Source organism: Sorangium sp. So ce119, from assembly GCF_051524405.1.
In the GTDB taxonomy this organism is placed as follows: domain Bacteria; phylum Myxococcota_A; class Polyangia; order Polyangiales; family Polyangiaceae; genus Sorangium; species Sorangium cellulosum_G.
Window position 1 is genome coordinate 2,998,652 of the sequence record NZ_CP150310.1, and the last position, 23,035, is coordinate 3,021,686.

Here is a 23,035-nt window from a genome sequence, read left to right on the forward strand (position 1 = left end):
GCGCGCTCAGAGCGAGCCGGAGACGCCGAGCCCGAGGGTGTCGGCCGAGACGATCGGCTTGACCGACAGCGAGACGTCGTTGCGGACGAGCTTCTTCTCGGGCGCCGCGATGCCGCCGATGAACATGGCGGCGCCGGCGACCTGGGCGAGCCCGTCGATCATGAGGATGAAGACGCCACCGCCCTTGGCGTCCGCGGTGCCGATGGTGATGAAGGGGCCGGCGAGCGGGATGTAGAGCGGCATGTAGCTCGCTCCGCTGCCGCCCTGGGCGCGATCGTCGGCCTCCGCGACGAGCCCGACCATCGCCGAGAGCACGTAGGTGACGCCGAACGTCACGGCGCCGCCGATGACCAGCCCGCGACGCGCCCTCGGCTCGACGCGGTAGCCCTCCGGGATGGCCTGCCCTTCCTCGTAGTTCATGATCCTCGGCCCGATGGGGGGAGCGCCGGGCGGCGGTGGGTAGCCGGGGGGCGGCCCGTACCCGGGGGGCGGGTAGCCGGGGGGCGGCGCGTACCCGGGGGGCGGGTAGCCGGGGGGCGGCGCGTATCCAGGCGGCGGGTAGTAGCCGGGCTGCTGCCCGTAGGGGGCGGGAGCGCCGTACGGCGCGGGGGCCCCGTACGGGGCGGGCTGGGCCTGGGCGGAGCCCGGAGGGGCGGACGCGCTCGCCGGTGCGGACGCCGCAGGAGGCGCCTGCGCGAAGGCGGAGGAGGCGCTGAGCAGGAGTGCGGCCAGAGGTGCTGCGCTGGCGAAGAGAGCTCGCGAGAGGTGCGCGGTGGCGTCCTGTCCGGGATGAATTCGCATGGTCAACGACGCTAACGCAGCTCGCGCGCAAACGTCCAGATGAGCGCAAGTCGCCGCTGTGCGCGCCCGTGCTCCACGCGCGGCTGCTCTCGGGCGGCGAAACCGCGCAGGCGATCGCCCTGCAGACACAGCGGCTGAGCGCGACGCTAGGTACGCGCGTGCTCGGGCATCGGCTGGCCCCTGGCGGCCCCGTCGTCCTTGCGCAGCTCGAGCTCCCGGGCGTGGGGGGCCTCCAGGAGGGGCGGGGTCTCGCCCGTGATCAGGCGAGAGGCGCGCTCGTAGGTCAGGTACGACAAGGCCCACGAGAACAGCACCACGAACCGGTTGCGGAAGCCGATCAGGAAGAGGATGTGGACGAAGAGCCACGCGAGCCACGCCATGAACCCGGACAGCTTCAGCTTGCCGAAGTCGGCCACGGCCGCGGCGCGCCCGATCGTCGCCATCGATCCCCGGTCGCGGTAGCGGAACGGCAGCCGCGGCTGCCCCCGCCGCGTGCGCGCGACGTTGCGCGCCGCGTGGCGCCCCTCCTGGATGGCCGCGGGCGCCACGCCCGGCACGGGCGTCCCGTCCTCCTGCTTCACCGACGCGAGGTCGCCGATGACGTAGATGTCCTCGTGGCCGGGCACCGTCAGGTCCGGCTGCACCAGCACGCGCCCAGCGCGATCGAGCGGCACGCCGAGGGTGCGGACGAGCGGGGACGCCGCCACGCCGGCCCCCCAGAGCACGGTCTTGGCCTCGATCCGCCGGTCGCCGATCGATACGCCCTCCTCGTCGATCCCGGTGACGCGGCAGTCGGTCCGCACATCCACGTTGAGCGCCGCGAGCTGCCTCCGCGCCTTCTCTCCGAGCTCCGGGACGTACGACGGCAGCACCTGTCCTGCCCCCTCCAGCAGGATGATGCGCGCCTCGCCCGGGTTGATGTGCCGGAACTCGCGCAGGAGCGTGTGCCTGGCGAGCTCCGAGAGGGCCCCGGCGAGCTCGACGCCCGTGGGGCCGGCGCCGACCACCACGAACGTCATCCACGCGTCGCGCCGGGCCGGGTCGGTCTCGCGTTCGGCGGCCTCGAAGGCGAGGAGCACGCGCCGGCGTATCTCCAGCGCGTCCTCCACGGTCTTGAGCCCCGGCGCGAACTCCGCCCACTCGTCATGGCCGAAGTAGGAGTGGGACGCCCCGGCCGCCACGATCAGCGTGTCGTAGCCGAGCTCGCCGTCCTCGAAGATCACCTTCTTCTGGACAGGGTCGATCGCCGTCGCGTCGGCGAGGAGCACGCTCGTGTTCTTCTGCTTGCGGAGGACGCGCCGGATGGGCGCGGCGATGTCGCTCGCGCTCAGCCCCGCCGTCGCGACCTGATACAGGAGGGGCTGGAACGTGTGGTGATTTCGCCGGTCGATCACGGTCACGCGCACCGGCTCGCGCCGGAGCGCCCGCGCCGCGTAGAGGCCGCCGAAGCCGGCGCCGATGATGACCACGTGCTCCATGCCCGGGGCCCTGCTGCACGTCCCCCCGATCGGCAAGAGTCGACCGCGCCGATCTCTCGCTTTCGCATCGAACGTCCGGGTTCGTGTCCTCGTCAGGACACGGATGGACGGCGAGACGGTCGCTCCTCGGCATGCCCGTTCGTCGGGGATTACCTGGTGATCTGTCGGGCGCCGCCTTCTTCGGGCGGGCGGGTGCGCGTGGCGAGGTCTGGTCGAGCGGTCCGTGCGGGAGCGGCTACACCGCCTTACCCTGGGCGATCCATTGGTTCATGAAGACCGCGCTCTGCTCCCACCCTTGCCGCAGCTCCTTCTCGGCGCTGCTCTCGATCATGCCGCCCACGCCGAAGACCTTCGCTTCGATGACGAGCTCGGCGATCCGACGCGTCTTGTTGTCGCCGATCGCCTCGGCGCGCACCGCGCCCTCGTTGCGCATCTTGTCCGCCAGGGTGCTTGGCGTCAGCTTGAAGGTCCACACCTTCGTCGCCTTGTTCAGCCTGCCCTCTTCGGTGTAGCGGAAGCCGGAGCCGAGCAGCTTCTCCACGGGGCCGGGCAAGTTCATCTTGGGCTTCCCGGCCGACCTCCGGACGATCTCGCTCTCGGTCTCGAACTGCTCCGTGATGGTGTACTCGGGGAAACCGAGCTCCTTCCTGTAGAGCTCCTCGTTGAAGGTCTTGTCCAGGAACAGCTTCCAGAACGTATCGATGTTGCAGTTGATCTCGTTCGTGACGGTGAACTTGCCCATGGATGATTCCTTTGCGGTGCCGATGCGGTCTTCCCCCGCGTGTACCGCACCCCGTCCGTGGCGTCCATGTTCGCCCTCGGCCCGTGGACATACGTGCTGCGTTGACGGCGCGTCCGTCTCCGCTGTGCGCCCTGGATTGCTGCGGAGACGCTCGCTGCGCGTGATGCGGAACTCTGCGCCGAGCTTCCAGCGCTTCCGTACCCGTGCAAACATCATCATGCTGTGACGTGCATCCTCGTCATCGACGACGACGCTGCGATTCGAGGCATGTTTGCGCGCGCGCTCCGTACGCTCGGCGACATCGAGGAGGCCAACGGCGGGGCGCCGGCCCTGCGGCGGCTCTCCGCGCGCAAGTTCGATCTCGTGGTGCTCGACCTGCACATGCCGCTCGTCGACGGCTTCAGCGTGCTCGATTCGCTCTCGGCCAAGGGCGCGCTGAACCGGGACACGCCCGTGTTCGTCGTGACCGCGGATGAGTCGCAGCAGGCCCGCATCCGCGCGCTGCGGCGTCACGCGATCTTCCTGCTCTCGAAGCCGGTGCACCTCGCAACGCTGGTGTCGCTCGCGGAGTCGTCTCTGAAGAAGGCGGCGTCCCGCGTCACCCCGACGCCGCCATCGCCGCTGCCCGACAAGAGTCAGGTGGACAGGCCGAAGAAGGACTGAGCGCCCGCTGCGGCGGGGCGGGCCGGGCGGGGTTACCGCGGCGCCAGGTCGAGGTTCGGCGGCGGCGCGGGCGCGCGCGGCGGGGGCTGGCCCGGAACGGGCGCGCGCGGCGGGGCCTGCGCGGGGCCCGGCGGGCTCGACGGCGTCGCCGCGGGCCGCGGCGACGGGAACCCGGTGACGGCCGGCGTGGGCATCGGCCCCGGGACGCGCGGCGCAGGGGCGACCGGGTATGGCACTGCCGGCGCGGGCGCAGCGCCGGGTTGCCCGCTCGCGAGCGGCGCGGCGGCGTCGGCGGGGACCTCGGCGCCGGCCCCGGCGTCGGCAGGGACCGCGGCGTCGGCGACCACCTCGACCGCGGCCGCGTCGGCCGGCGCCGCGGCGTCGGCGACGGGCTCGATTGGAGCCGCCACGGCGGGCGCGCTCGCGTCCTGCGCTGCCGCCGCGTCGACGGCGGCGTCGGGCGGATCCAGGGTCGGCCCGGGCGCGCTGGGGATCGCGAAAGGCGACACCAGCGAGCCGAACGGCAGGCCGCGGGAGCGCCGGACCAGCAGGAGCGCAACGACGGCGGCCAGGCCCAGGATGGCCAGCGTGAGCAGCGCGGTCCGGACGAGGGACCCCCTCGCTGGGGCCGGGCGCGCGCGCCGCTCGGGGATCGACGCGCCCGCGTCCGTGGGATCGCCCGCGTGCACCGCCGGCCCCCCGTGCGCAGGCGCGTGGCCCGCGTGCGTCGGCGGCAGGCCCAGCGGGAGCGGCTGAAGCCCGGCCGCGAACTCGAGCGGCGAGACCGTCGCGTCCGGGTGCGACTTGCGGGTCGCGTCCGGGTTCGACTTGCGGGTCGCATCCGGGTTCGATTTGCGCGTCGGGTCCTGGTTCGTCCGCCGCGAGCTCGTCGGCCCCGACATGCGCGAGCTGGCCGGTCCCGACATGCGCGAGCTGGTCGGCCCGGACATGCGCGAGCTGGCCGGCCCGGACATGCGCGAGCTCGCCGGACCCGCCGCGGACGAGGCCGACGCCGCATCGGACGACGCCCCGTCCTCCGTCGCTTCCGGCCCGTCCTGCAGGATCGGCAGCATGGAGATGCGCCGGAGCATCACCTCCGTCGCGTCCTCGGGCCGCGCGGCCTGCGGCCGCTGCGGGTGGGCGCGCTCGGCGAGGATGCGGTCGAGCTCGTCGATCGCCTGGTCGATCCGCTCCTTGCGCGCCTCGGCGACGCCGGGGAGCAGATCGCGCACGAGCTGGCCGACCTGCTTGTCGCTGTAGCTCTCGCGGACCGCGACGCTCACCTGCTCGAGATCGCGGCGCAGCTCCGCGGCCGTCTGGTACCGCTCGTTCGGGTTCTTCGCGAGCGCCCGCATGATGATGCGGTCGAGCTCCGGGTGGACCTCGGGCATGATCTCGCGCGGCGGCTGCGGGTTGCGGTTCGCGATCTGCTGCATCGCCTCGAGCGGGCCCTTGCCGCGGAACGGCGTGTGACCCGTCACGAGCAGGTACAGCAGCACGCCCATGGAGAAGAGATCGCTGCGGCGGTCGAGCGTCCCGCCCATGACCTGCTCGGGCGAGAAGTACCCCGTCTTGCCCTTGATCGCGCCGACGCGGCTGATCTGCGCGCGCGCCCGCGTCTTCGCGACCCCGAAGTCGACGACCTTGACCATGCCGTCGAAGGTCACCATCACGTTCTCCGGCGTGACGTCGCGGTGGATCAGGTTGAGCAGCTCCCCCGTGTCGTCGCGGACCTCGTGCGCCGCGTGCAGGCCGGCGCACGCGTCGATCATCACGTGGAGCACCCAGCCGAGCGGCAGCAGCGCCCGCTTCGCCTTCTGGTTCGAGAAGATCTTCGCGATCGGCGCGCCGTCGATCCACTCCATCGCGAGGTACGGCCGGTCGCGGACCTCGCCGTACGCGAGGATGTGCACCACGTTCGGGTGGAGGATGCGCGACGCGGTGCACGCCTCGTCGAGGAACATCGCGCGCGCGTCGTCGTCCCCCCGCATCGCGTCGGACAGCAGCTTGACGGCGACGATCTGGACGGAGCCGTTGGGCCGCCTCAGGCGCGCAGCCCACACGGCGGCCATGCCGCCCACGGCCGCAGGGAACAGCAGCTCATAGGGGCCGATCGTATCGCCCGGCTGGAAGTTACCGGGGTCGTCGTCGTTCCAATCACTCCACGGATCTTTGGCCACGCGCTCCCCCACCATGTCGGAAGACGTGCAGCGCGACAAGACCTGGCGCTCGGCACCGTCCTGCCGCTCCGCTGCGCGGCGCCGCCGGTGTCAGGCCCGGCGACGCTCGCCTACCATGCGCTCGAGCCGCCCGAGCGCCCGGACGAGGACCTCCTCGCTCGGTCCGAACGAGAAGCGGACGTGATGGCGGAACCGCGACGGCCGTCCCGCCCGCCGCTTGCCCGGGTTGACGTCGAAGAACTCGCCCGGCACCACGATGATCCGCTCCCCGAGGGCCGCCCGGAAGAAGCCGTGCCCGTCGGAGAGCCCTGGGGGCAGATCGGCGACCGAGCCCCAGACGTAGAACGTGCCCTCGGGCTCCGCGTCGATGGTCACGCCGAGCTTGCGCAGCCCGGCGATCAGGAGCTCGCGCTTGCGCGAGAAGGCCCGGTGGATGGCCGTCGTCTCGGCGCGGGTGTGCTCGATGGTGAGCAGCTCTGCCGCAGCGCGCTGCATCGGCTTCGAGCCGCCGCCGTCGAGGAAGCTGCCGGCGCTCGCGACCGCCTCGATGACCTCGCGCGGCCCGAGCGTCCAGGTGACGCGCCAGCCAGGGTAGCGCCAGTTCTTCGTCAGCCCATCGAAGATCACCACCGGATCGCGGTCGACCTCCTCGACGTAGCGCGCGGCGCTCTCCATCGGCGCCACGTCGCCCATCCCGTAGACGTAGTGCGAGTAGAACTCGTCGAGCAAGAGCGCGCAATCGAGCTCCTTCGCGGTGCGGACCCAGGCGGCGAGCTCCTCGCCGCGCACGTGCTTTCCGGTCGGGTTGCACGGGTTCGACGCGAGGATCGCGCTCAGGCCGCGCCCCAGGATCTCGCGGCGGAGGTCGCCGACCGAGAACGAGTAGCCCCGCTCGCCCTCGAGCAGGATCGGGATCGGCGAGAACAACCGGAAGACGTCGAGCAGCTCCTCGTACGCGGTGTAGTCGGGCAGGAAGTGGCCGAGGTTGATCTGCCCGAGCGCCGCCGCGGCGCGGGTGAGGGCGATGCGGCCCCCGCCCGACACGGCGACGTTCTCGGCGGTGTAGCGCGACGGCATACCCCGCCGGTACGCGCGGTTGTACAGGGAGGCGATCGCCTCGCGCAGCTCCCACAGGCCGGCCACCGGCGCGTACTCCTGGTCGTCGCCGGCGATCGGCACCGCCGCGCAGCGCTCGGGCGCGCCCGGGAGCGGGCCCGTCTCGGGCTGCCCTTGCCCGAGGTTGCACCAGCCGTCCGTGCCCTCGTCGGCGCCGGGCTTGAACCCGAGGCGCGCGGCCTCGGTCGTCACGTAGATGACGCCCGTCCGCGGCACCTTCCGGAAGGCGTGGACCGCCCGCTCGTCGGCGCGCATGGGCGCCTTGTTCTCCCGGTCGGCCGGCGCCCCGGGGTCGCTCGGGCGGGCCTCGTCTCCCTGGAGGTCGCCGGGCTCTTCTGGATGCTCTCGCACTACGTCCGTCATCGTTCGTTTCCAGGCATCGCGGGGGTGCGCTGTCGAGGTCTCTCAGCGCGGAGGGGCGAGCGCCTCAGGCCTGCTGCGCGGCAGGCTTTCCGCCGTCCGCCGCCTCGGGCTCGACGCGCCGCGCCCACGGCACCGGCTTACCCGAGAAGAGGCAAAGCAGGTAGTAGCAGAAGGCGAGTGAGACCGCGGTCAGCGCCGTGTACTTGTCGTCGTTATAGTGAAACGTGATCCAGATGAACTGGCTGAGCGCGGCCAGGCCGAACAGGGGCACCTCGATCTGCCGTTTCAGCCGGGTGAGCGGCGCGCTCAGGATCATGAACGAGTAGTAATAACAGGTGAGCTGTGAGAGCAGGATGATGAAGATCTGGGCCAGGCACTGGGCCACCCAGAGCGAGCGGATCCGCCGGCACACGTAGACGAAGGCAGCCAGGCTCGCGGCGATGATCGCGTAGGCGACATAGCGGTATTTCGCGTAGCGCTCGTTGCGCATCCGTTTCCAGACCTCGAACGGATCGACGAGCTTCGTGTCCTTCGTGTACTTCATCCGGCCGGACTCGACGCCGGTCCCGGGCTTGTGGGCGACGAGGACGCGCAGGCCCATGTGGTTGGTCAGCGGCGTCTGGTCGTGCACCTTGAGCGTGTGCTCGTAGAACTGCACGTACGACTCCTTGCCGGAGACCTTCATGCTCACCGGGATGAGCACGGCCGCCGCAAGGACGCCCCCGATCAGCACCTGCACGTGTGACTTCGCCATGCGCTTGTGACGGACGAGGTGAATCCCCGCGACCGTCAGCCAGCCGATCACGGGCAGGCCCGGGAAGATGCGCAGGAGACCGGCGTAGACCATGCTCGCGCCGGCCAGCTTGAAGTACCGCTTGCGGATGAGGCAGGCCGACAGGACGAGGTAGAAGAGCCAGTCCTGCCGGAGGAACGCGCCGCCGGTCCAGTAGAACGGCGCTGACGACTGGCAGCCCCAGAAGATCGCCGCGACCGCGAAGACCCGCCAGCCGAAGGCCCAGTAGAGGGCGACGAACATCCCGAGGAGATAGAAAATATCGAAGCTGGCGAGGAACTGGAGGTAGCGCGTGCTGGCCGGCTGGAGGTCCGCCCAGAATTTGCCCATGATCGTCCAGACCGGCGGCGGGTTGTAGCCGTGGTCCTTTTGCATGTCCTCCCAGTAGCCCTTGTCCGAGGACGTCCGGAAGAACTGCACGTCGGCCTTGAATGCCTCCCATCGTCCCGGGGAGAAGTGCGCCTTGCAGACCTCCGGTTGACTGAGCACCTCGCTCGCCGGCATGAGGAGGTTGTCGCCGCCGAGGTTCCGGATCTTCTTGTCCGGATGGCGGACCTCCTTCGCCATGTCCAGCTTGACTTGACGCCCGGTGTCCTCGTTCGTGTACGTGACGAGCCCGAGCTCGTCCTGCGCGATCAGCGCGCACTTGTAGAGGCCGTCGTACCCCATCTCGGGGAAGTACTTGGCCCCCATGTAGTAATGGAACTGATCCCAGCGGTGGTAATACTTGGGATAGCCGAAGCGGAAGCCGTTGAAGTAGCAGAGGATGGCGGCGATCCCGAGCGCCACGCCGACGAACCGCTTCCAGCGCTCGGCGATCGGCCTGCGCATCCCTTCGCGCTGCGTCTCGTAGAAGACGCAGAGCGCGGCGCCCATCGCGATCAGCACCTTCGCCAGGTCCACGGCGCGGGCGTGCTCGTCGATGTACCGGTGCAGGCCATAGAAGAACAGCGCGACGCCGCCGGCGACCGTGACGTACCGCGCCAGCACGCGGGAGCGCGCCGGGGCGAACGAGTTGAGCGCGTACGCGACGACAAGGAACGCGCAGAGCGCGGCGACGATCTCGATGATTTCTTGTGACGTGAGCTTCATGGCCTGCGTGTCGGATCGGGATCGGGGGTGACGCGGCGGGGCGCGCCGACGGGCCTCTGCGCCGGTTGCCACCGCGGCGCCCGGCGGCGGGCGCTGCCGCCGCCGCCCCGACCCGCGGAGGCGGGCTGGAGCGCGTCGGTAGGGGCGGCACCGTAGGTGCAAAACGCACCCCGTCCCGGACGGGCTCCACAGGGGAGGCGGGGCCACCTTAGCCGAAATCCAGGGAGTGTGGCGGTCTCGTTGAAGGGGGCGTGGGGAACTGCGGCGACCGCGAGGAACTGCGAGGAACTGCGGATGCGAGCACGGCGGGGAGCCGCGGACCCGATGGGAAGAGCAAGGAACCGTCGGGAACGGCAAGGCGCGCCGGGAGCCGGCAGGAACAGCCACGAACAGCCGGGAACAGCGGGAACAGCGGGAGCTCACAGCAGGAACAGCCGGGAACAACCGGGAACCACCGGGAACAACCGGGAACAGCGAGCGTACCCAGGTGCCGCGTGTGGCCAGGGCGGAGCCGTGTCGGTTCGACGTGCTGCGCAATCGAGCGGGCTTCCTCCGCAGAGCAGAGCTCGTGTATCGTCTCCCTTCGTGTCGAACGACAGTTTCTCTTCCGCTTCCTCGGGGGGCTCCGAGCGCGAGGGGGCTCGTGGTCCCTACGGCTTTGTCGTCCGAGTCGACGGCGCGCCGCCGCTCTGGTGCCGGGAGGTGCGGGGCTTCCACCGCGCCGCGGTGGCAGCGGCCGATCCCGACGCGATGCCGCCCGCGCAGCTCGTGCTCGTCGGCCTCGACGAGGCCACGCGCGCGTGGCTCGCGACGTGGGCGGAGGACAGCGAGCGCGTGCGCCGCACGCTGACGATCCGCAGGCTGCTCGACGACCGGGAAGCCACCGCCGTCGTGACGCTGGCGTCCTACGGCTACGGCGTCGAGACGGCGCTCGCCGTCGAGTCCGTGGTGGTGCCGGCGGGCGAGGGGCCGGCGGCCATCCTGCGCAGCGGCGTGCACACGAAGGAAGAGATCGACGCGATGCTCGCGGTCCTCGCCTCGGCGCTGCCGGAGGGCGAGGAGACGAGCTGGTTCGTGCACGTGTAGCGGACGCGCGACCGACCCCGCGCCCCGGCGCCGCGGCCGCGCAGCGCCGCGGATCCCGCGGCGGAGATCGCTGCGCGCGGGGCGATCCCGCGGCCGTCCTCGCCGCTGCCGCGCCGCGGGCTCGCCGGTCTCTTCGGTCTCGTACGTTCCGTCGGTTCCGTCGCACGCGCTTTGCGCGCCCTCCCGTTCGACCGCTCTGCTGCTCTTGTCAAGCTGCGCTGCGCGCGCTGCCGTCTGACCGCTCCGGCAGCCGAGCCAGCGGAGGCGAGAGCCGGAGAAAAAGGAAGTGAGTCACTTTGCATGTTTCGGTGCGTGAGGCCCTTGCTCGCCTGAACAGCGGTGATAGGCTGGTCCTCGGCTTCGGACGGAGCGTCAGCTCCAGGATGGTCCTGCCGCGGAGCACCGTGGCACCGGGGTCGATACCAGATCGGCGGGCTCTCCGCTGATCCGCAATCGAACACCCCTGCCATGCCGGACGATGCTTTCGATCCGGCGCGGGGTGCCGGCACGCCGGAGGAGGGATGGACACCATGCACAGTACCAGTGGCTCTTCTATACCGGAGGCTGGGAACAGCTGACCCTCGTGGAGCGTGACGCAGGGCCATCAGGGCCTTGCGAGACGCGTCCGCGCTCGGCCAGGTCCGGCGCCTGACAACCTGTTGACAGCCATCGCGACCTCCGCGAGGCCGGCAGAGAGAGAATCGTGGAAGACTCAGGTCTTCCGGAGACGATTCTCACCGGTGCTCCGGGGTCGATCGCTCGTCGCGATGGGACAGGGGAGGCGCCGCACAGGCGGGATCAAGCGGGGTCCAGAAGGCCTACGGTAGAGGCCCACGGGACGGGTCGGGTGCAAGCGAAGCACCCGGCCCGTTTTTTATTTCCATTGCCAGCGCGCGCTTTTTTGTCCTGCGCTGCGCCGGTCTGGTAGGCGGCGTCGATGCGGATGCTGCTGCTGCTCGCGGTGATGCCGGCGTTGCCTGCGCTCTCGGGGTGCGTCGAGGCGTTCGGGGACCAGGCCGCCGACGAGCCGGGGACGGCGCTCGGCGCGTTCCACGTGGTCGCGACGCAGACGTCGAACACGTGCGGCGAGGGGGCGCTCGGCGCGGCGCGCCTCTGGGAGTTCGACGTCGAGCTCGCGCGCGACGAGGGCGCGCTGTACTGGGACAACGGCGCCAGCGTCGTCGAGGGCATCCTCGACGACGACGAGGGCTTCTCGATCGAGGCGCGCGTGGTGGTGGACATGCGCGGCGGCGACATGCCGCCGGGGCCGCCCTGCTCGGTCGAGCGGCGCGACCGGGCGCGCGGGGAGCTCCGCGGCGTGGACGACGAGTTCACCCGCTTCGAGGCGCGGATGACGTACGAGTTCGCGCCGACGGCGGGCTCGCGCTGCGAGGATCTCGTGCCCGGCGAGCTCAGCGTCGCGCCGGTGTTCGCGGCGCTGCCGTGCGGGATGACCTACGATCTCGAGGCGAAGCGGAGCGCGCGTCCGCCCGAGTGAGCGGCGGCGGAGCGTGGACCTCCGGGCGCGCGCCGCGGTAGGGTGCCGCGACCGTGAAGCACGTCATCCATCATCTGGGCGGGCGCGGCGGACAGCGCTCCATCCTGGTCCACGGCGGCGCGGGCAACGTCGCCCCCGAGCGGCGGCCGCTGCACGCGGCGGGGTGCCTCCGCGCGGCGCGCGAGGGGGCGCGCGTGCTGGCCGAGGGCGGCGGCGCGCTCGACGCGGTCGAGCGCGCTGTGCGCGTCCTCGAGGACGATCCGCTCTTCAACGCGGGCACCGGCGCGTGCCTCAACGAGGAGGGCCACATCGAGCTCGACGCGTCGATCATGGAGGGCCGCGGGCTGCGCGCCGGCGCGGTCTGCGCGCTCGCGGACTTCGCCGAGCCGATCGCGATCGCGCGCGCGGCGCTGGAGGACGGCCGCCACGTGCTCTACGCCGCGCACGGCGCCGCGAGGTTCGCGCGGATGAAGGGGTTCACGCCCGTGGGCGAGGCAGCGCTCATCACCGAGGCCGCGCGGGAGGCGCTCGCCGCCGCCCAGCAGGGCGCGGGCCGCGCGACCTCCTGGGCGGGCAGCACGGTCGGGGCGGTGGCGCGCGACGCGAGCGGGCTCACCGCCGCGGCGACGAGCACCGGCGGCACGGTGAACAAGCGGGTCGGGCGGGTCGGCGACTCGCCGCTCATCGGCGCGGGCACGTACGCCGACGACGAGGCCGGCGCCGTGTCCACGACCGGCTACGGCGAGGGGATGATCCGCCTCGCGGTGGCGCACTCGGCCGCGGAGCGGATGCGCGCCGGCGCCAGCGCGGTCGACGCGGCGCGGGGGATCATCGCGCACCTCGCCGAGCGGCTCGACATGACCGGCGGCGTCATCGCCATCGACCGCGACGGGCGGTTCGGGCTGGCGCGCTCCACGGCGACGATGTCCTGGGCGGCGGCCGGGGACTGGGGTGAGGAGAGCGGGGTGTGATCCTGCATCGGTGGCGCGTCCGCCGGGCGCTCTCCTGCAGGTTCGCCGGGGCGCGGTCGTGGGGTCACGCGCCGCGCCTGCGCAGCGCGGCGGCGAGCGCGGCGAGCGCCAGCAGGCCGAGCTCCAGCGGGCCGCGCGCGGGTAGGCCCGCGGCCGCCCGGGCGGCGAGGTGGCAGCCGCCCTTGTCGAGGTAACCGCGAGCGGGCGGCGGCGGGACGCAGTCGCCCGAGGGAGCGTCGCAGACGAACCCCTCGGCGCAGTCGTGGACCGACTGGCAGGGCCTCGTTGCCTGACCGGTCCGGGGCGAGCATGCGAACGGCGTGTAGTCGGGGTGCAGCGACGTGCAGACGCCGTCCTTGGAGGCGCCCCGGTGATCCGAGCACGCCTCGCAGAGGTACTCGTTGCAGCGCAGATCGCAGCAGACACCGTCCGTGCAGAAGCCGCTCTGGCACTCGGCGTCGGCCGCGCAGATGCGGCCGTTCGGCATCGGGCTGAAGATCTCGGCGCTCGTCAGGGCGCCTTCGTACCCACTGCCGCCCGCGACGAGCACCCGCCCACCCGGCAGCGGCACGGCCTCGTGCCCGGTGCGGCCGACGAGCATCGACCCGACAGCGCGCCAGATCCCCGATGCCGGATCGAACACCTCGGCGCTGTCGAGGTAGGGAATCCCCATATCGTGGTAGGAGCCGCCCATGACGAGCACCTGCCCGTTGCTCAGCAACGTCGCGGTGTGCTGGAAGCGGGGGGTGAGCATGGGCGCGAGGGGCGTCCACGTGCCGGATATCGGATCGAACATCTCGGCGCTGTCGAGCATCCGTCCCTGGATGATACCGCCGGCGACGAGCACCCGCCCATCCAGCAGGCGCGTCGCGGTGTGCTCGCTGCGAGCGTCGAGCATCGTCCCGACGGTCACCCACAACTCGGATGCCGGATCGAACACCTCGGCGTCCTTGAGTATCCGGGCGTTGCCATCGCCACCGCCGCCGGCGACGAGCACCCGTCCATCCAGCAGCAGCGTGGCCGTGTGCTCCATGCGCGGCTCGAGCATGGCCCCGGTGGATCGCCATGTCTCCGAGACCGGATCGAACATCTCCGCATGGTGGAGCCCTGTTTCGTTCCCGGAGCCGCCCGTGATGAGCACCCGCCCGTCGGACAGCAGCGCCGCGGTGTGCGAGGAGCGGGCGCTGATGGACGCGAGAGCGCGCCATACCCCGGAGACCGGATCGAAGATCTCGACGCTATCGATACGCTGCCCGGTGAGGAAGTCTTCGCCGCCGACGACGAGCACCCGACCGTCCCCGAGCGCCGTGGCGGTCTGCTGGAAGCGGGCGGTGTTCATGGAGTCGGCCGGTGACCACGTGCCGGAGGTCGGGTCGAACACCTCCGCGCTGTTGGTGACTGCGGACTGAGCATAACCGCCAGCGGCGAGCACCCGACCGTCCGGCAGCGCCGTCATGGTGAGCTCATGGCGGGCGTTGGCCATGTCATCAGCGCGTGACCACACGCTGGAGGCCGGGTCGAACACCTCGACGCTGGCGAGGCTGCCGTCGCCGTTTCCGCCTGCGACGAGCACCCGCCCATCCGGTAGCAGCGAGGCGGTGTGCTGACTGCGGGCGTCGACCATGGGCGCGACCGCTCGCCACATACCGGACGCCGGGTCGAACACCTCGGCGCTGTCCAGATCAGGCCAGGCGCCCTGGCCACCAGCGACGAGCACCCGCCCATCCGATAGGAGCGAGGCGGTGTGCTGGCTGCGGGCCGTGGGCATGGGCGGGATCGGCGACCATGTCTCGGAAGCCGGGTCGAACACCTCCGCGCTGTCGATCTTTAACCCATGCTCCACGCCGTCGATGACTTCGTCGCGATCGCCGCCGGTGACGAGCACCCGCCCGTCCGGGAGCACCGTGGCGGTGGGCGAGGACCGATCGACGATCATGGGCTCGGTGCTTCGCCACGCCTTCGTGGCCGGGTCGAACACCTCCGCGCTGCTGAGGGTGCCGATCTCACCAGGCCCGACACGGATCTTCCCACCGGCGACCAGCACCTCGCCGCCCTGCAGCGGCACGGCGATGTGTAGGGTGCGGGCCGTGAGCATGTCGCCGACCGATGACCAGGTGCCGGAGGCCAGGTCGAGCACCTCGGCGCTGCCGATGATTGCGTTTCCCCGAGTCGAGCCGCCGGCGATCAGCACCTCGCCGTCCGGCAGCGGCACGGCGATGTGATCGATGCGGGCCGTGAGCATGTCGCTGACCGATGACCAAGCGCCGGAGACTGGGTCGAACAGCTCGCCGCTCGCCAGCAACGGTTCGTCGCCAGAATACCGGGTGCCGCCGGTGACGAGCACCCGTCCGTCCGGCAGCTCCGTGGCGGTGTGGCAAGCGCGGGCGGTGTGCATGCGCTCGGCGGGGAGCCATGTATCCGATATCGGGTCGAAGATCTCCGCGCTGTCGAGGATCGATCCATCCCTGTCGTGGCCGCCGACGACGAGCACTCGACCGCCCGGGAGCGGCGTCGCCGTGTGACAGCTCCGGGGGGTGCTCATCGTCCTCTTGAGCTTCCACCGCGGATCCACGAGCACGGTCTCCGCCTCGGCATCCACCCACAGCTCGAGCTGCCTTTCCCGGGCGACGAGGCGTGCGTCGACCGGCCTTCCTCCGGCCGCGTACGCCTCGGGCGCCGTGACGCGGAGCTGCGGTGTTCCGCGCGCGTCCGCCAGCTCCACGGCCGCGCCGGCCTGGCGCAGCGCCGCCCCGTCGACCTGCCAGGTGGCGACGGGCGCGTCGCGCCGCACCGCGCTCGGATCGAGCAGCAGCCATTCCTCGTAGCCGTCCTCCAGGGCGGTCCAGAACGACGCTCCGCCCCTCCGCGCATAGGCCACCGCGTTCTCCGCGACCGCGGCCTCGCCCGCCGCGCCGAGCTCCCGCACGAGGGCCTCGGTGCCGTCGGGCAGCGGGAAGCGAAGGGCGCCGTCGCCGTGCATGGGGAAGCGGGGACGCGGAGCGGCCTCACCGGGCCGGTCCTCGGGCGCTTCGAAGGAGCGCACGGGCTCGAACGAACCGCTCGCCGCGGTGAAGGCGAACGGGCCTTGGAGGATGGCGTCTGCCTGCTCGGGGAACTGTCGCCGCAGGGCGCGCGCGTCGAGCGGATCGGCGATCTCGCTGCAGCCGAGCAGCACGGCGAGCACGCCCGTCCAGAAGAGCGCCAGCGTCCGCAGGCCGGGATGGCGCGTCGAACCCGCGATGGGCATATCGAATCTCCCTCTCCTCCTGTCAGTAAAGCTCGTAACGAGCTCCGATCCCCGGTGCGACAGTGCGGAACACGGGGCCAGTGAGCCTCTCCTCCGGGAACGTCCCGTAGCCATCGGGCCCCGCGGCCACGACCTGGCGCGCGTCCAGGAGCGCGCCGGCGACGGCGCCGACGGCGTGCCGAGGTGTCCCTCGCCGCGCAGCGCGACCGTGTGCTAGCGCCGCCGAGGCCGTCACCTGCGGCGCCGGCGCAGCGCCGCCGAGGCGGCGGCGAGCGTCAGCAGGCCGAGCTCCGCGGGTACGCGCCCCGCCGGCTCCGCGGCCGTCGCGATGGCGAGGCGGCAGCCGCCCTTGGCGAGGAACCCGCCGCTCTGCGGCGGCGGGACGCACTCTCCGCCTTCATCGCAGACGAAGCCGTCGGCGCAGTGGTGGACCGACTCGCAGGGATCCATTCGCTCCCCGGTCTGCGGCGAGCAGGCGAAGGGCACGTAGTCGGGGTGCAGCGACGTGCAGACGCCGTCGGCGGAGGCGCCCCGGAGCGCCGAGCACGCTTCGCAGAGGTAGACGTCGCAGGCCCGCTCGCAGCAGACGCCGTCGGTGCAGTGGCCGCTGCTGCATTCGACGTCCGCGGCGCAGGGGCTGCCGTCCGACATCGGGCGGAAGAGGACGACGCTGTCGAGCTCTCCTTCATCGCCGCCGCCGGCCACGAGGACCCCGCCATCCTTCAGCAGCGTGGTGCTGTGGAAGTACCGGGCCAGGGGCAGGGGCTCGAGGGGGAACCACGCTCCGGAGGACGGATCGAACGCCTCGACGGTGTGCGGCTGCAGGGTGAAGGCCTGGATGTTGGCGCCGCCCAGGACGAGCACCCGCCCGTCCGGCAGCAGCGTCGCTGTGTGATCGATGCGGGCGGTGTGCATGGACCCGAGGGGCAGCCACCTGCCGGAGTCCGGGATGAACACCTCGGCGCTGTCGAGATCGCCCGCGGCGTCGAAGCCGCCGGCGACGAGCACCCGTCCGTCCGGCAGCAGCGTCGCGGTGTGCACCGAACGCGCTGAGATCATGGCCCCGAGCGGCAGCCACCCGCCAGAACCCGGATCGAACACCTCGGCGCCGTCGAGCACTCCATCAGGGCTATAGCCGCCGGCGACGAGCACCTGCCCGTTCAGCAGCAGCGTCGCCGTGTGCGCCTGTCGCGGAGCGAGCATGGGCTCGACGAGCATCCACCTGCCTGAAGCGGGATCGTACAGCTCGGCGCTGTCCGGAAGTCCGGTTCCCTGTTGATTGCGGCCGCCGGCGACGAGCACCCGTCCGTCCTGCAGCAACGTTGCCGTGTGCGAGTACCGGGCGATGTTCATGGGGCTGGCCGGCTGCCAGGTGCCGGAGCCCGGGTCGAACAGCTCGGCGTGAGTCAGCGATCGCAGCTCGCCCGATTGGTCATCGATGACCTCGGAACCGCCGGCGAGGAGCACCCGTCCGTCCTGCAGCAACGTTGCCGTGTGCTCAGTCCGGACCTGGCCGATGGGGCCGACGACGTGCCAGGTGCCGGAGTCCGGGTCGAACACCTCGGTGACGTCGACGCGCCCTCCGGGGTGTGGGCCGCCGGAGCCGCCCGTTCCGGCGGCGACGAGCACCCGTCCGTCCTGCAGCAGCGTCGCTGTGTGCTCCTCCCGAGCGATGTGCAGCGGGGCGACCGACCGCCACAGGCCCACGTCCGGGTCGAGCAGCTCGGCGTCGTCGATCGTTCCATGCACGGAGCCGCCGGCGACGAGCACCCGCCCATCCGGCAGCAGCGCCGCTGTGTGCTCGGCCCGGGACCTCTGCATGGACTGGAGCGATAGCCACCTGCCGGAGCCCGGGTCGAACACCTCGACGCCGTCGAGCGATCCTTCAGGCCCGTCGCCGCCGGTGATGAGGACCCGCCCGTCCGGCAGCAGCGTCGCCGTGTGCGCGGTGCGGGCGGCGGCCATGCGCCTGACCGTGAGCCATGTCCCCGTGCCCGGGTCGAACAGCTCGGCGTCGTTGGGCGCGCCGTCTGGATCGGCGCCGCCGACGACGAGGACCCGCCCGTCCTGCAGCAGCGTCGCCGTGTGCGCGGTGCGGGCGGCGCGCATGGGCTGCAGCGTCGACCACCTGCCCGAGCGCGGGTCGAACAGCTCGGCGCTGTCGAGCACGCCGTCGGCACCTTCGCCGCCGGCGACGAGGACCCGCCCGTCCGACAGCAGGGTCGCCGTGTGCGCCGTGCGGGCGGCGCGCATGGGCTGCAGCGTCGACCACCTGCCGGAGCTCGGGTCGAACAGCTCGGCGCTGTCGAGCGCTCCTTCAGGGCCGTAGCCGCCGGCGACGAAAATCCGTCCATCCGACAGCAGCGTGGCCGTGTGATCGGCGCGGGCAGCCTTCATGGGATCTCCGGTGGACCACCCGCTTGCTTGGCCGGAGTCCGGGTCGAACACCTCGATGCTGTCGAGCGCTCCTGCGAGATCCGGGGCGGCGGTATCGCCCTCGGTGCCGCCGGTATCGCCGCCGATGACGAGGACCCGCCCGTCCGGCAGCAGCGTGGCCGTGTGATCGGCGCGGGCGGCGCTCATCGACCCCTGGACCGACCATTCGCCCGAGGCCGGGTCGAACAGCTCAGCGCTGTCGTGCGCGTTCCAGCGATGATAGCCGCCGACGACGAGGACCCGCCCGTCCGGCAGCGGCGTCGCCGTATGTCGGTAGCGGGGGGAGTTCATCTCTCTGACGGACCTCCACCGCGGATCCACGAGCACGGTCTCGCCCTCGGCATCCACCCACAGCTCGATCTGCCTCCCCCGGGCGACGAGGCGTGCGTCGACCGGCCTTCCTCCGGCCGCGTACGCCTCGGGCGCCGTGACGCGGAGCTGCGGTGTTCCGCGCGCGTCCGCCAGCTCCACGGCCGCGCCGTCCTGGCGCAGCGCGGCCCCGTCGACCTGCCAGGTGGCGACGGGCGCGTCGCGCCGCACCGCGCTCGGCTCGAGCAGCAGCCACTCCTCGTAGCCGTCCTCCAGGGCGGTCCAGAACGACGCTCCGCCCTTGCGCGCATAGGCCACCGCGTTGTCCGCGACCGCGGCCTCGCCCGCGGCGTCGAGCTCCCGCACGAGGGCCTCGGCGCCGTCGGGCAGCGGGAAGCGAACGGCGCCGTCGCCGTGCTGCGGGAAGCTCGGGCGCAGACCGGCCTCGCCGTGCACGTCGGCGCGCGCGTCGGTCTGCGCGTTGGGCGGCCGCAGCGCCTCGAACCCGTCTCCTGCCGCGGTGAAGGCGAACGGGCCTTGAAGGACGGCGTCCGCCTGCTCCGGGAACTGCCGGCGCAGCGCGCGCGCGTCCATCGGACCTCCGACCTCGCTGCAGCCGAGCAGCAGGGCCAGCGTGGCAGCCCAGAAGACCGCCAGCGTCCACGAGCCGGCACGGCGCATCGAACCTTCCGCGAGCATCTCGACCTCTCTCCAAGCAGCTCAGTAAAACTCGTAACGAGCGCCGATCCCGGGCGCGATCGTCAGGACCACGGGGCCGGTGAGCCGCTCTGCCAGGAACTGCCCGCGGCCGTCGGTCCCCGCCGGCACGACCTGGCCCGGGTCCCACTGCGCCTGCCGGCGATCGACGAGCAGGGGCAGGGCCACGCTGGCGGTCACCTGGACGCGCCGGCCGAGCGACCATCCGAGCCGCACCTCGGGGGTCGCGTAGAAGAAGAGCGCCGGGTGCTTCTGGACGTAGGGACCGAGCTCGTACGGCGCGTCGCCGCTCGCCATGAACGCGCCGTTCGTCCGCTCGTCGAGGAGCGAGCCGATGAGGGCCCCGCCGCCGAGCCGGAAATGCAGTGGAACGCGGTCGGAGAGCGGCAGCGTGAAGCCGACCCACCCGCCGAGGAGCGCGCCGCGCAGCGACAGCCGATCGTCGACGGTCCCCGGGTTGTCCTCGAGGCCGACCGGCGTCACCGTCGTCGCGCGGCCTTCGAGGCGCTGCGACGCCGCCAGGTGGCCGGCCGTGACGCCGAACCCGAGGCCCATGCCGAGCTCGTAGCCGACCTGGAGCACGGCGGCGCCGCCCGTGCCGAGCGACTCCTCGCAGCTCCGGATGCACGTGCCCGCGACGCCGCCGCCGAAGCCGGGGACGAGCACGACGCTGGTGACGGCCTCGACGACGAGGCGCGACGGGCGCGAGGGCCTGCGCCAGAAGGGCGAGCTCGGGTCGCGCTCCAGCCTCACGCGCGCGACCTCGATCTGGTCGCGCCCGAGGACCACCCGGCGCGACTCCGGCAGGAACCCGGGCGCCGCGATCTCCACCTGATGCGCGCCCGCGCGCAGCCGCCCTTCCCACAGGCCCCGGCCCACGAGCACGCCGTCGATAGCCACGCTGGCGTTGACCGGCACCGGCTCGATGCGCAGCGCCGAGGCGAGCTCCTCCGCCGAGAGCGTCAGCGGCACGGTCCTGTCGACCTCGACCTCGACGCGCACAGGCGGCGTGCCGAGGCGCCGCTCGCCGCGCAGCGCGACCGTGTGCTCGCCGGGCGTGAGCAGCCCTTCCCAGGGGGCCTTGGCCATGATGTTGCCGTCCACCAGCACATCCAGCGGGCGGCCCTTCTGCTCGACGACCCGCAGGCGCCCCATGCGCGAGAGCGGCCGGAGCCGCGCATGGACGCGCACGAGCCGGTCGCCCGCGACCTCCACGCGCTGCTCGAACGGCTCGAAGCCCTCCTTGAACACGCGCACCCAGTGGCTGCCCGAGGTGATGCGGAGCGGCGCCGGGAGCGGCGCCTCGCCGCGGCGCCGCCCGTCGACCACGATCGACGCGCCCGGCTCGGCGGCGTCGACCTCGAGGATGCCGACCATCCGGCGCAGGTCGTCGAGCTGGCGCTGCGCCGCCGCCTGCGCCGCGGCGGGCAGCCGGTCGCCGAAGTCGCGCAGCAGCGCCTCGAACATCTCCAGCGCCTCGTCGTGGCGCCCGAGGTGCGTCAGGCAGAGCGCGGCGGCGCTCGTCGCGGTCCAGTTCGTGTAGAGCTGCTGCGCGGCGAGGTACTCGGCAAGTGCCCTGGACCAGTCGCGCCGGTCGTAGAAGGCGAGGCCCCTCCTGTAGTGCTCGGCGGCCCTGTCCCGCGCCGTGGGCCCGGTGGGCTGGGGCGCGTCGGCGGGCTGGGGCGCGTCGGCGGGCTGGGGCGCGTCGGCGGGCTGGGGCGCGTCGTCGGCGGGCCGGGGCGCGTCGTCGGCGGGCCGGGGCGCGTCGTCGGCGGGCTGGGGCGTCTCCTGCGGCGCAGCGAGCGCGCAGGGGGCGGCGGCGAGCACGAGCCCCAGGGTCGCGGCCGCGAGGAGGAGACGGCAGCGGGGGCCGCGGTGGTGTTCGCGATGGGTCGGGCGAGAGGACAAGAGGGGCCTCGGTCAAGGGGGCCGGCGCGTGGCTGAAGCAGGGGAGCCTCGCCGGTGCGGTGTGTGGCTGAAGCGGGCGAGCTTCATCAAGGAATCGACGAGATCCGCAGGAGTCCGACGAGAGCAGCGAGCGCACGGCGAGGTGCTCGCACCCTGCCGCTGCGGAGTCCATGACATCCCATTACATGATGAGGCGCGGGGGGCGTAGCCTCGATCGGCGCAGGGGACGAGCGGCTCGATCGGGCGTGCCGGCCGTATGACCGAAGTGGCGGGCTCGGGCGTCAGGATCTAGTCTGGCGCCCCATGATCCCCGCCGGTCCCTTGCCCATCGTCCCGCTCTCCTCGCCCCCACAGCTGACCTGGCGTGTCCCCGGCTCGAAGAGCATCACGAACCGCGCGCTGGTCCTGGCGGCGCTCGCCGACGGCGAGAGCACGCTCGAGGGGGTGCTGCACAGCGACGACACGCGGCACATGCGGTCTGCCCTGGAGGCGCTGGGGATCCGGATCCAGGACGCCGGTCCGAGCACGCTGGTCGTGGAGGGCGGGCGTCACCGGCTGCGCGCGCCGGGGCGCGAGCTGTTCATCGGGAACAGCGGCACCACGGTGCGCTTCCTGGCGGCGCTCGCGTGCCTCGTGCCCGGCGAGGTGGTGCTTGTCGGCGACGAGCACATGGCCAAGCGGCCGATCGCCGACCTGGTCGACGGGCTGAGGCAGCTCGGGGCGGACGTGGAGTGCCCGACAGGGTGCCCGCCGCTCCGGATCCGGGGCGGCCGGCTGAAGGGCGGCACCCTGACGATGCGCGGCGATCGCTCCAGCCAGTACTTCTCGGCGGTGATGATGGCCGGCCCCTTCGCCGAGTCCGCCATCGATCTGCGCATCGCCGGCGAGCTGGTGAGCCGCCCCTACGTCGAGATCACCCGCCGCATGGTCGCGGACTTCGGCGGCCGCATCGACGAGGCCGCGGGCGGGTTCGCGGTCCATCCCGCGCAGGGGTACCGGCCGCGGAGGTACGCGATCGAGCCCGACGCGTCGTCCGCGAGCTACCCGTTCGCGCTCGCCGCGGCCGCGGGCGGCGCGATCACCGTGCCGGGGCTCGGCGAGGGCGCGCTGCAGGGTGACTACCGGTTCGTCGAGCTCCTGGAGCAGGCCGGCGCGCGCGTGACCCGGCAGGCGGACACCACCACGGTCAGCGGCGGCGGCCGCCTGCGCGGCGTGGACGTCGACATGCACCACATCTCGGACACCGTGATGACGCTGGCGGCGATCGCGCCGCTCCTCGAGGGGCCGACGACGATCCGGAACGTGGCGAACATCCGGATCAAGGAGACGGATCGCCTCGCGGCGACGGTCGCGGAGCTCCGCCGTCTCGGGCAGGAGGTGACCCACGGCGACGACTGGCTGCGCATCGAGCCGCGCCCGCTGACGCCGGCGGTGGTGCACAGCTACAGCGACCACCGCATGGCGATGAGCTTCGCGGTCCTGGGGCTGTGCCGGCCCGGGGTGACGATCGAGAACCCCGCCTGCGTGGCGAAGACGTATCCGACGTTCTGGGAAGACGTCGAGCGGTGCCGGAGCGTGGTCGGCGGCGGCGCGCTGCCGGGTTGACCGCCGGCGGCGGGCCGGGTCGAGACGTGA

The 23,035-nt window shown here is 72.4% G+C and carries 14 protein-coding genes; 5 read left to right on the plus strand and 9 right to left on the minus strand.

Annotated features, from left to right (window positions below):
• Positions 1 to 6: 6 nt before the first annotated feature.
• From WME76_RS11400 to WME76_RS11410, 3 genes are all read right to left on the minus strand, one after another.
• A complete protein-coding gene (locus tag WME76_RS11400; protein ID WP_437960160.1) occupies positions 7 to 801 on the minus strand; it encodes a hypothetical protein in 795 nt (264 codons plus the stop codon).
• Positions 802 to 947: 146 nt separating this feature from the next.
• Entirely contained in the window at positions 948 to 2,279 is a 1,332-nt protein-coding gene (locus WME76_RS11405; RefSeq protein ID WP_437960161.1) for an NAD(P)/FAD-dependent oxidoreductase, read from the minus strand.
• A gap of 235 nt (positions 2,280 to 2,514) precedes the next feature.
• Positions 2,515 to 3,021, minus strand: a complete 507-nt coding sequence (locus WME76_RS11410; protein ID WP_437960162.1) for a DUF2505 domain-containing protein — start codon at positions 3,019 to 3,021, stop codon at positions 2,515 to 2,517.
• Positions 3,022 to 3,243: 222 nt separating this feature from the next.
• On the opposite strand from WME76_RS11410, the gene WME76_RS11415 reads away from it, so the two are divergent.
• Complete coding sequence (locus WME76_RS11415) at positions 3,244 to 3,684, plus strand: response regulator (protein WP_437960163.1); 441 nt, start codon at positions 3,244 to 3,246, stop codon at positions 3,682 to 3,684.
• Between the two features lie 32 nt (positions 3,685 to 3,716).
• Here WME76_RS11415 and WME76_RS11420 read toward each other — a convergent pair whose 3' ends face one another.
• From WME76_RS11420 to WME76_RS11430, 3 genes are all read right to left on the minus strand, one after another.
• Positions 3,717 to 5,864 (minus strand): protein kinase domain-containing protein, encoded by a 2,148-nt coding sequence (locus WME76_RS11420; protein ID WP_437960164.1) that lies wholly within the window; start codon positions 5,862 to 5,864, stop codon positions 3,717 to 3,719.
• Positions 5,865 to 5,954: 90 nt separating this feature from the next.
• Positions 5,955 to 7,235 (minus strand): pyridoxal phosphate-dependent aminotransferase, encoded by a 1,281-nt coding sequence (locus WME76_RS11425; protein WP_437962103.1) that lies wholly within the window; start codon positions 7,233 to 7,235, stop codon positions 5,955 to 5,957.
• A gap of 172 nt (positions 7,236 to 7,407) precedes the next feature.
• The gene (locus tag WME76_RS11430) at positions 7,408 to 9,228 is read right to left on the minus strand and encodes a hypothetical protein (protein WP_437960165.1); all 1,821 of its coding nucleotides are present in this window, start codon (positions 9,226 to 9,228) and stop codon (positions 7,408 to 7,410) included.
• A 585-nt stretch (positions 9,229 to 9,813) separates the two neighbouring features.
• Here WME76_RS11430 and WME76_RS11435 point away from each other — a divergent pair.
• The 3 genes from WME76_RS11435 (at position 9,814) to WME76_RS11445 (ending at position 12,783) form a co-directional block, all read left to right on the plus strand.
• Complete coding sequence (locus WME76_RS11435) at positions 9,814 to 10,314, plus strand: hypothetical protein (protein WP_437960166.1); 501 nt, start codon at positions 9,814 to 9,816, stop codon at positions 10,312 to 10,314.
• Between the two features lie 937 nt (positions 10,315 to 11,251).
• Positions 11,252 to 11,812 (plus strand): hypothetical protein, encoded by a 561-nt coding sequence (locus WME76_RS11440; protein WP_437960167.1) that lies wholly within the window; start codon positions 11,252 to 11,254, stop codon positions 11,810 to 11,812.
• Positions 11,813 to 11,865: 53 nt separating this feature from the next.
• On the plus strand, positions 11,866 to 12,783 hold the full coding sequence (locus WME76_RS11445) for an isoaspartyl peptidase/L-asparaginase (protein ID WP_437960168.1): 918 nt from the start codon (positions 11,866 to 11,868) through the stop codon (positions 12,781 to 12,783).
• Positions 12,784 to 12,847: 64 nt separating this feature from the next.
• Here the strand turns inward: WME76_RS11445 and WME76_RS11450 are convergent, their stop codons facing one another.
• The 3 genes from WME76_RS11450 to WME76_RS11460 form a co-directional block, all read right to left on the minus strand.
• Complete coding sequence (locus WME76_RS11450) at positions 12,848 to 16,030, minus strand: Kelch repeat-containing protein (protein ID WP_437960169.1); 3,183 nt, start codon at positions 16,028 to 16,030, stop codon at positions 12,848 to 12,850.
• Positions 16,031 to 16,261: 231 nt separating this feature from the next.
• Positions 16,262 to 19,456: a kelch repeat-containing protein gene (locus WME76_RS11455; protein WP_437960170.1), complete on the minus strand. Its 3,195-nt coding sequence runs from the start codon at positions 19,454 to 19,456 to the stop codon at positions 16,262 to 16,264.
• A gap of 39 nt (positions 19,457 to 19,495) precedes the next feature.
• Positions 19,496 to 21,400 (minus strand): PEGA domain-containing protein, encoded by a 1,905-nt coding sequence (locus tag WME76_RS11460; RefSeq protein ID WP_437960171.1) that lies wholly within the window; start codon positions 21,398 to 21,400, stop codon positions 19,496 to 19,498.
• Positions 21,401 to 21,703: 303 nt separating this feature from the next.
• Between WME76_RS11460 and aroA the strand changes: the two genes are divergently transcribed.
• Complete coding sequence (gene aroA / locus WME76_RS11465) at positions 21,704 to 23,005, plus strand: 3-phosphoshikimate 1-carboxyvinyltransferase (RefSeq protein ID WP_437960172.1); 1,302 nt, start codon at positions 21,704 to 21,706, stop codon at positions 23,003 to 23,005.
• Positions 23,006 to 23,035 lie beyond the last annotated feature (30 nt).

Excerpts from the sequence above, each read along its gene's own strand:
- WME76_RS11400 (WP_437960160.1), bottom strand. The coding sequence starts at position 801 with ATGCGAATTCATCCCGGACAGGACGCCACCGCGCACCTCTCGCGAGCT.
- WME76_RS11405 (WP_437960161.1), bottom strand. The coding sequence starts at position 2,279 with ATGGAGCACGTGGTCATCATCGGCGCCGGCTTCGGCGGCCTCTACGCG.
- WME76_RS11410 (WP_437960162.1), bottom strand. The coding sequence starts at position 3,021 with ATGGGCAAGTTCACCGTCACGAACGAGATCAACTGCAACATCGATACG.
- WME76_RS11425 (WP_437962103.1), bottom strand. The coding sequence starts at position 7,235 with ATGCGCGCCGACGAGCGGGCGGTCCACGCCTTCCGGAAGGTGCCGCGG.
- WME76_RS11430 (WP_437960165.1), bottom strand. The coding sequence starts at position 9,228 with ATGAAGCTCACGTCACAAGAAATCATCGAGATCGTCGCCGCGCTCTGC.
- WME76_RS11440 (WP_437960167.1), top strand. The coding sequence starts at position 11,252 with ATGCGGATGCTGCTGCTGCTCGCGGTGATGCCGGCGTTGCCTGCGCTC.
- WME76_RS11450 (WP_437960169.1), bottom strand. The coding sequence starts at position 16,030 with ATGCCCATCGCGGGTTCGACGCGCCATCCCGGCCTGCGGACGCTGGCG.
- WME76_RS11455 (WP_437960170.1), bottom strand. The coding sequence starts at position 19,456 with ATGCGCCGTGCCGGCTCGTGGACGCTGGCGGTCTTCTGGGCTGCCACG.
- aroA (WP_437960172.1), top strand. The coding sequence starts at position 21,704 with ATGATCCCCGCCGGTCCCTTGCCCATCGTCCCGCTCTCCTCGCCCCCA.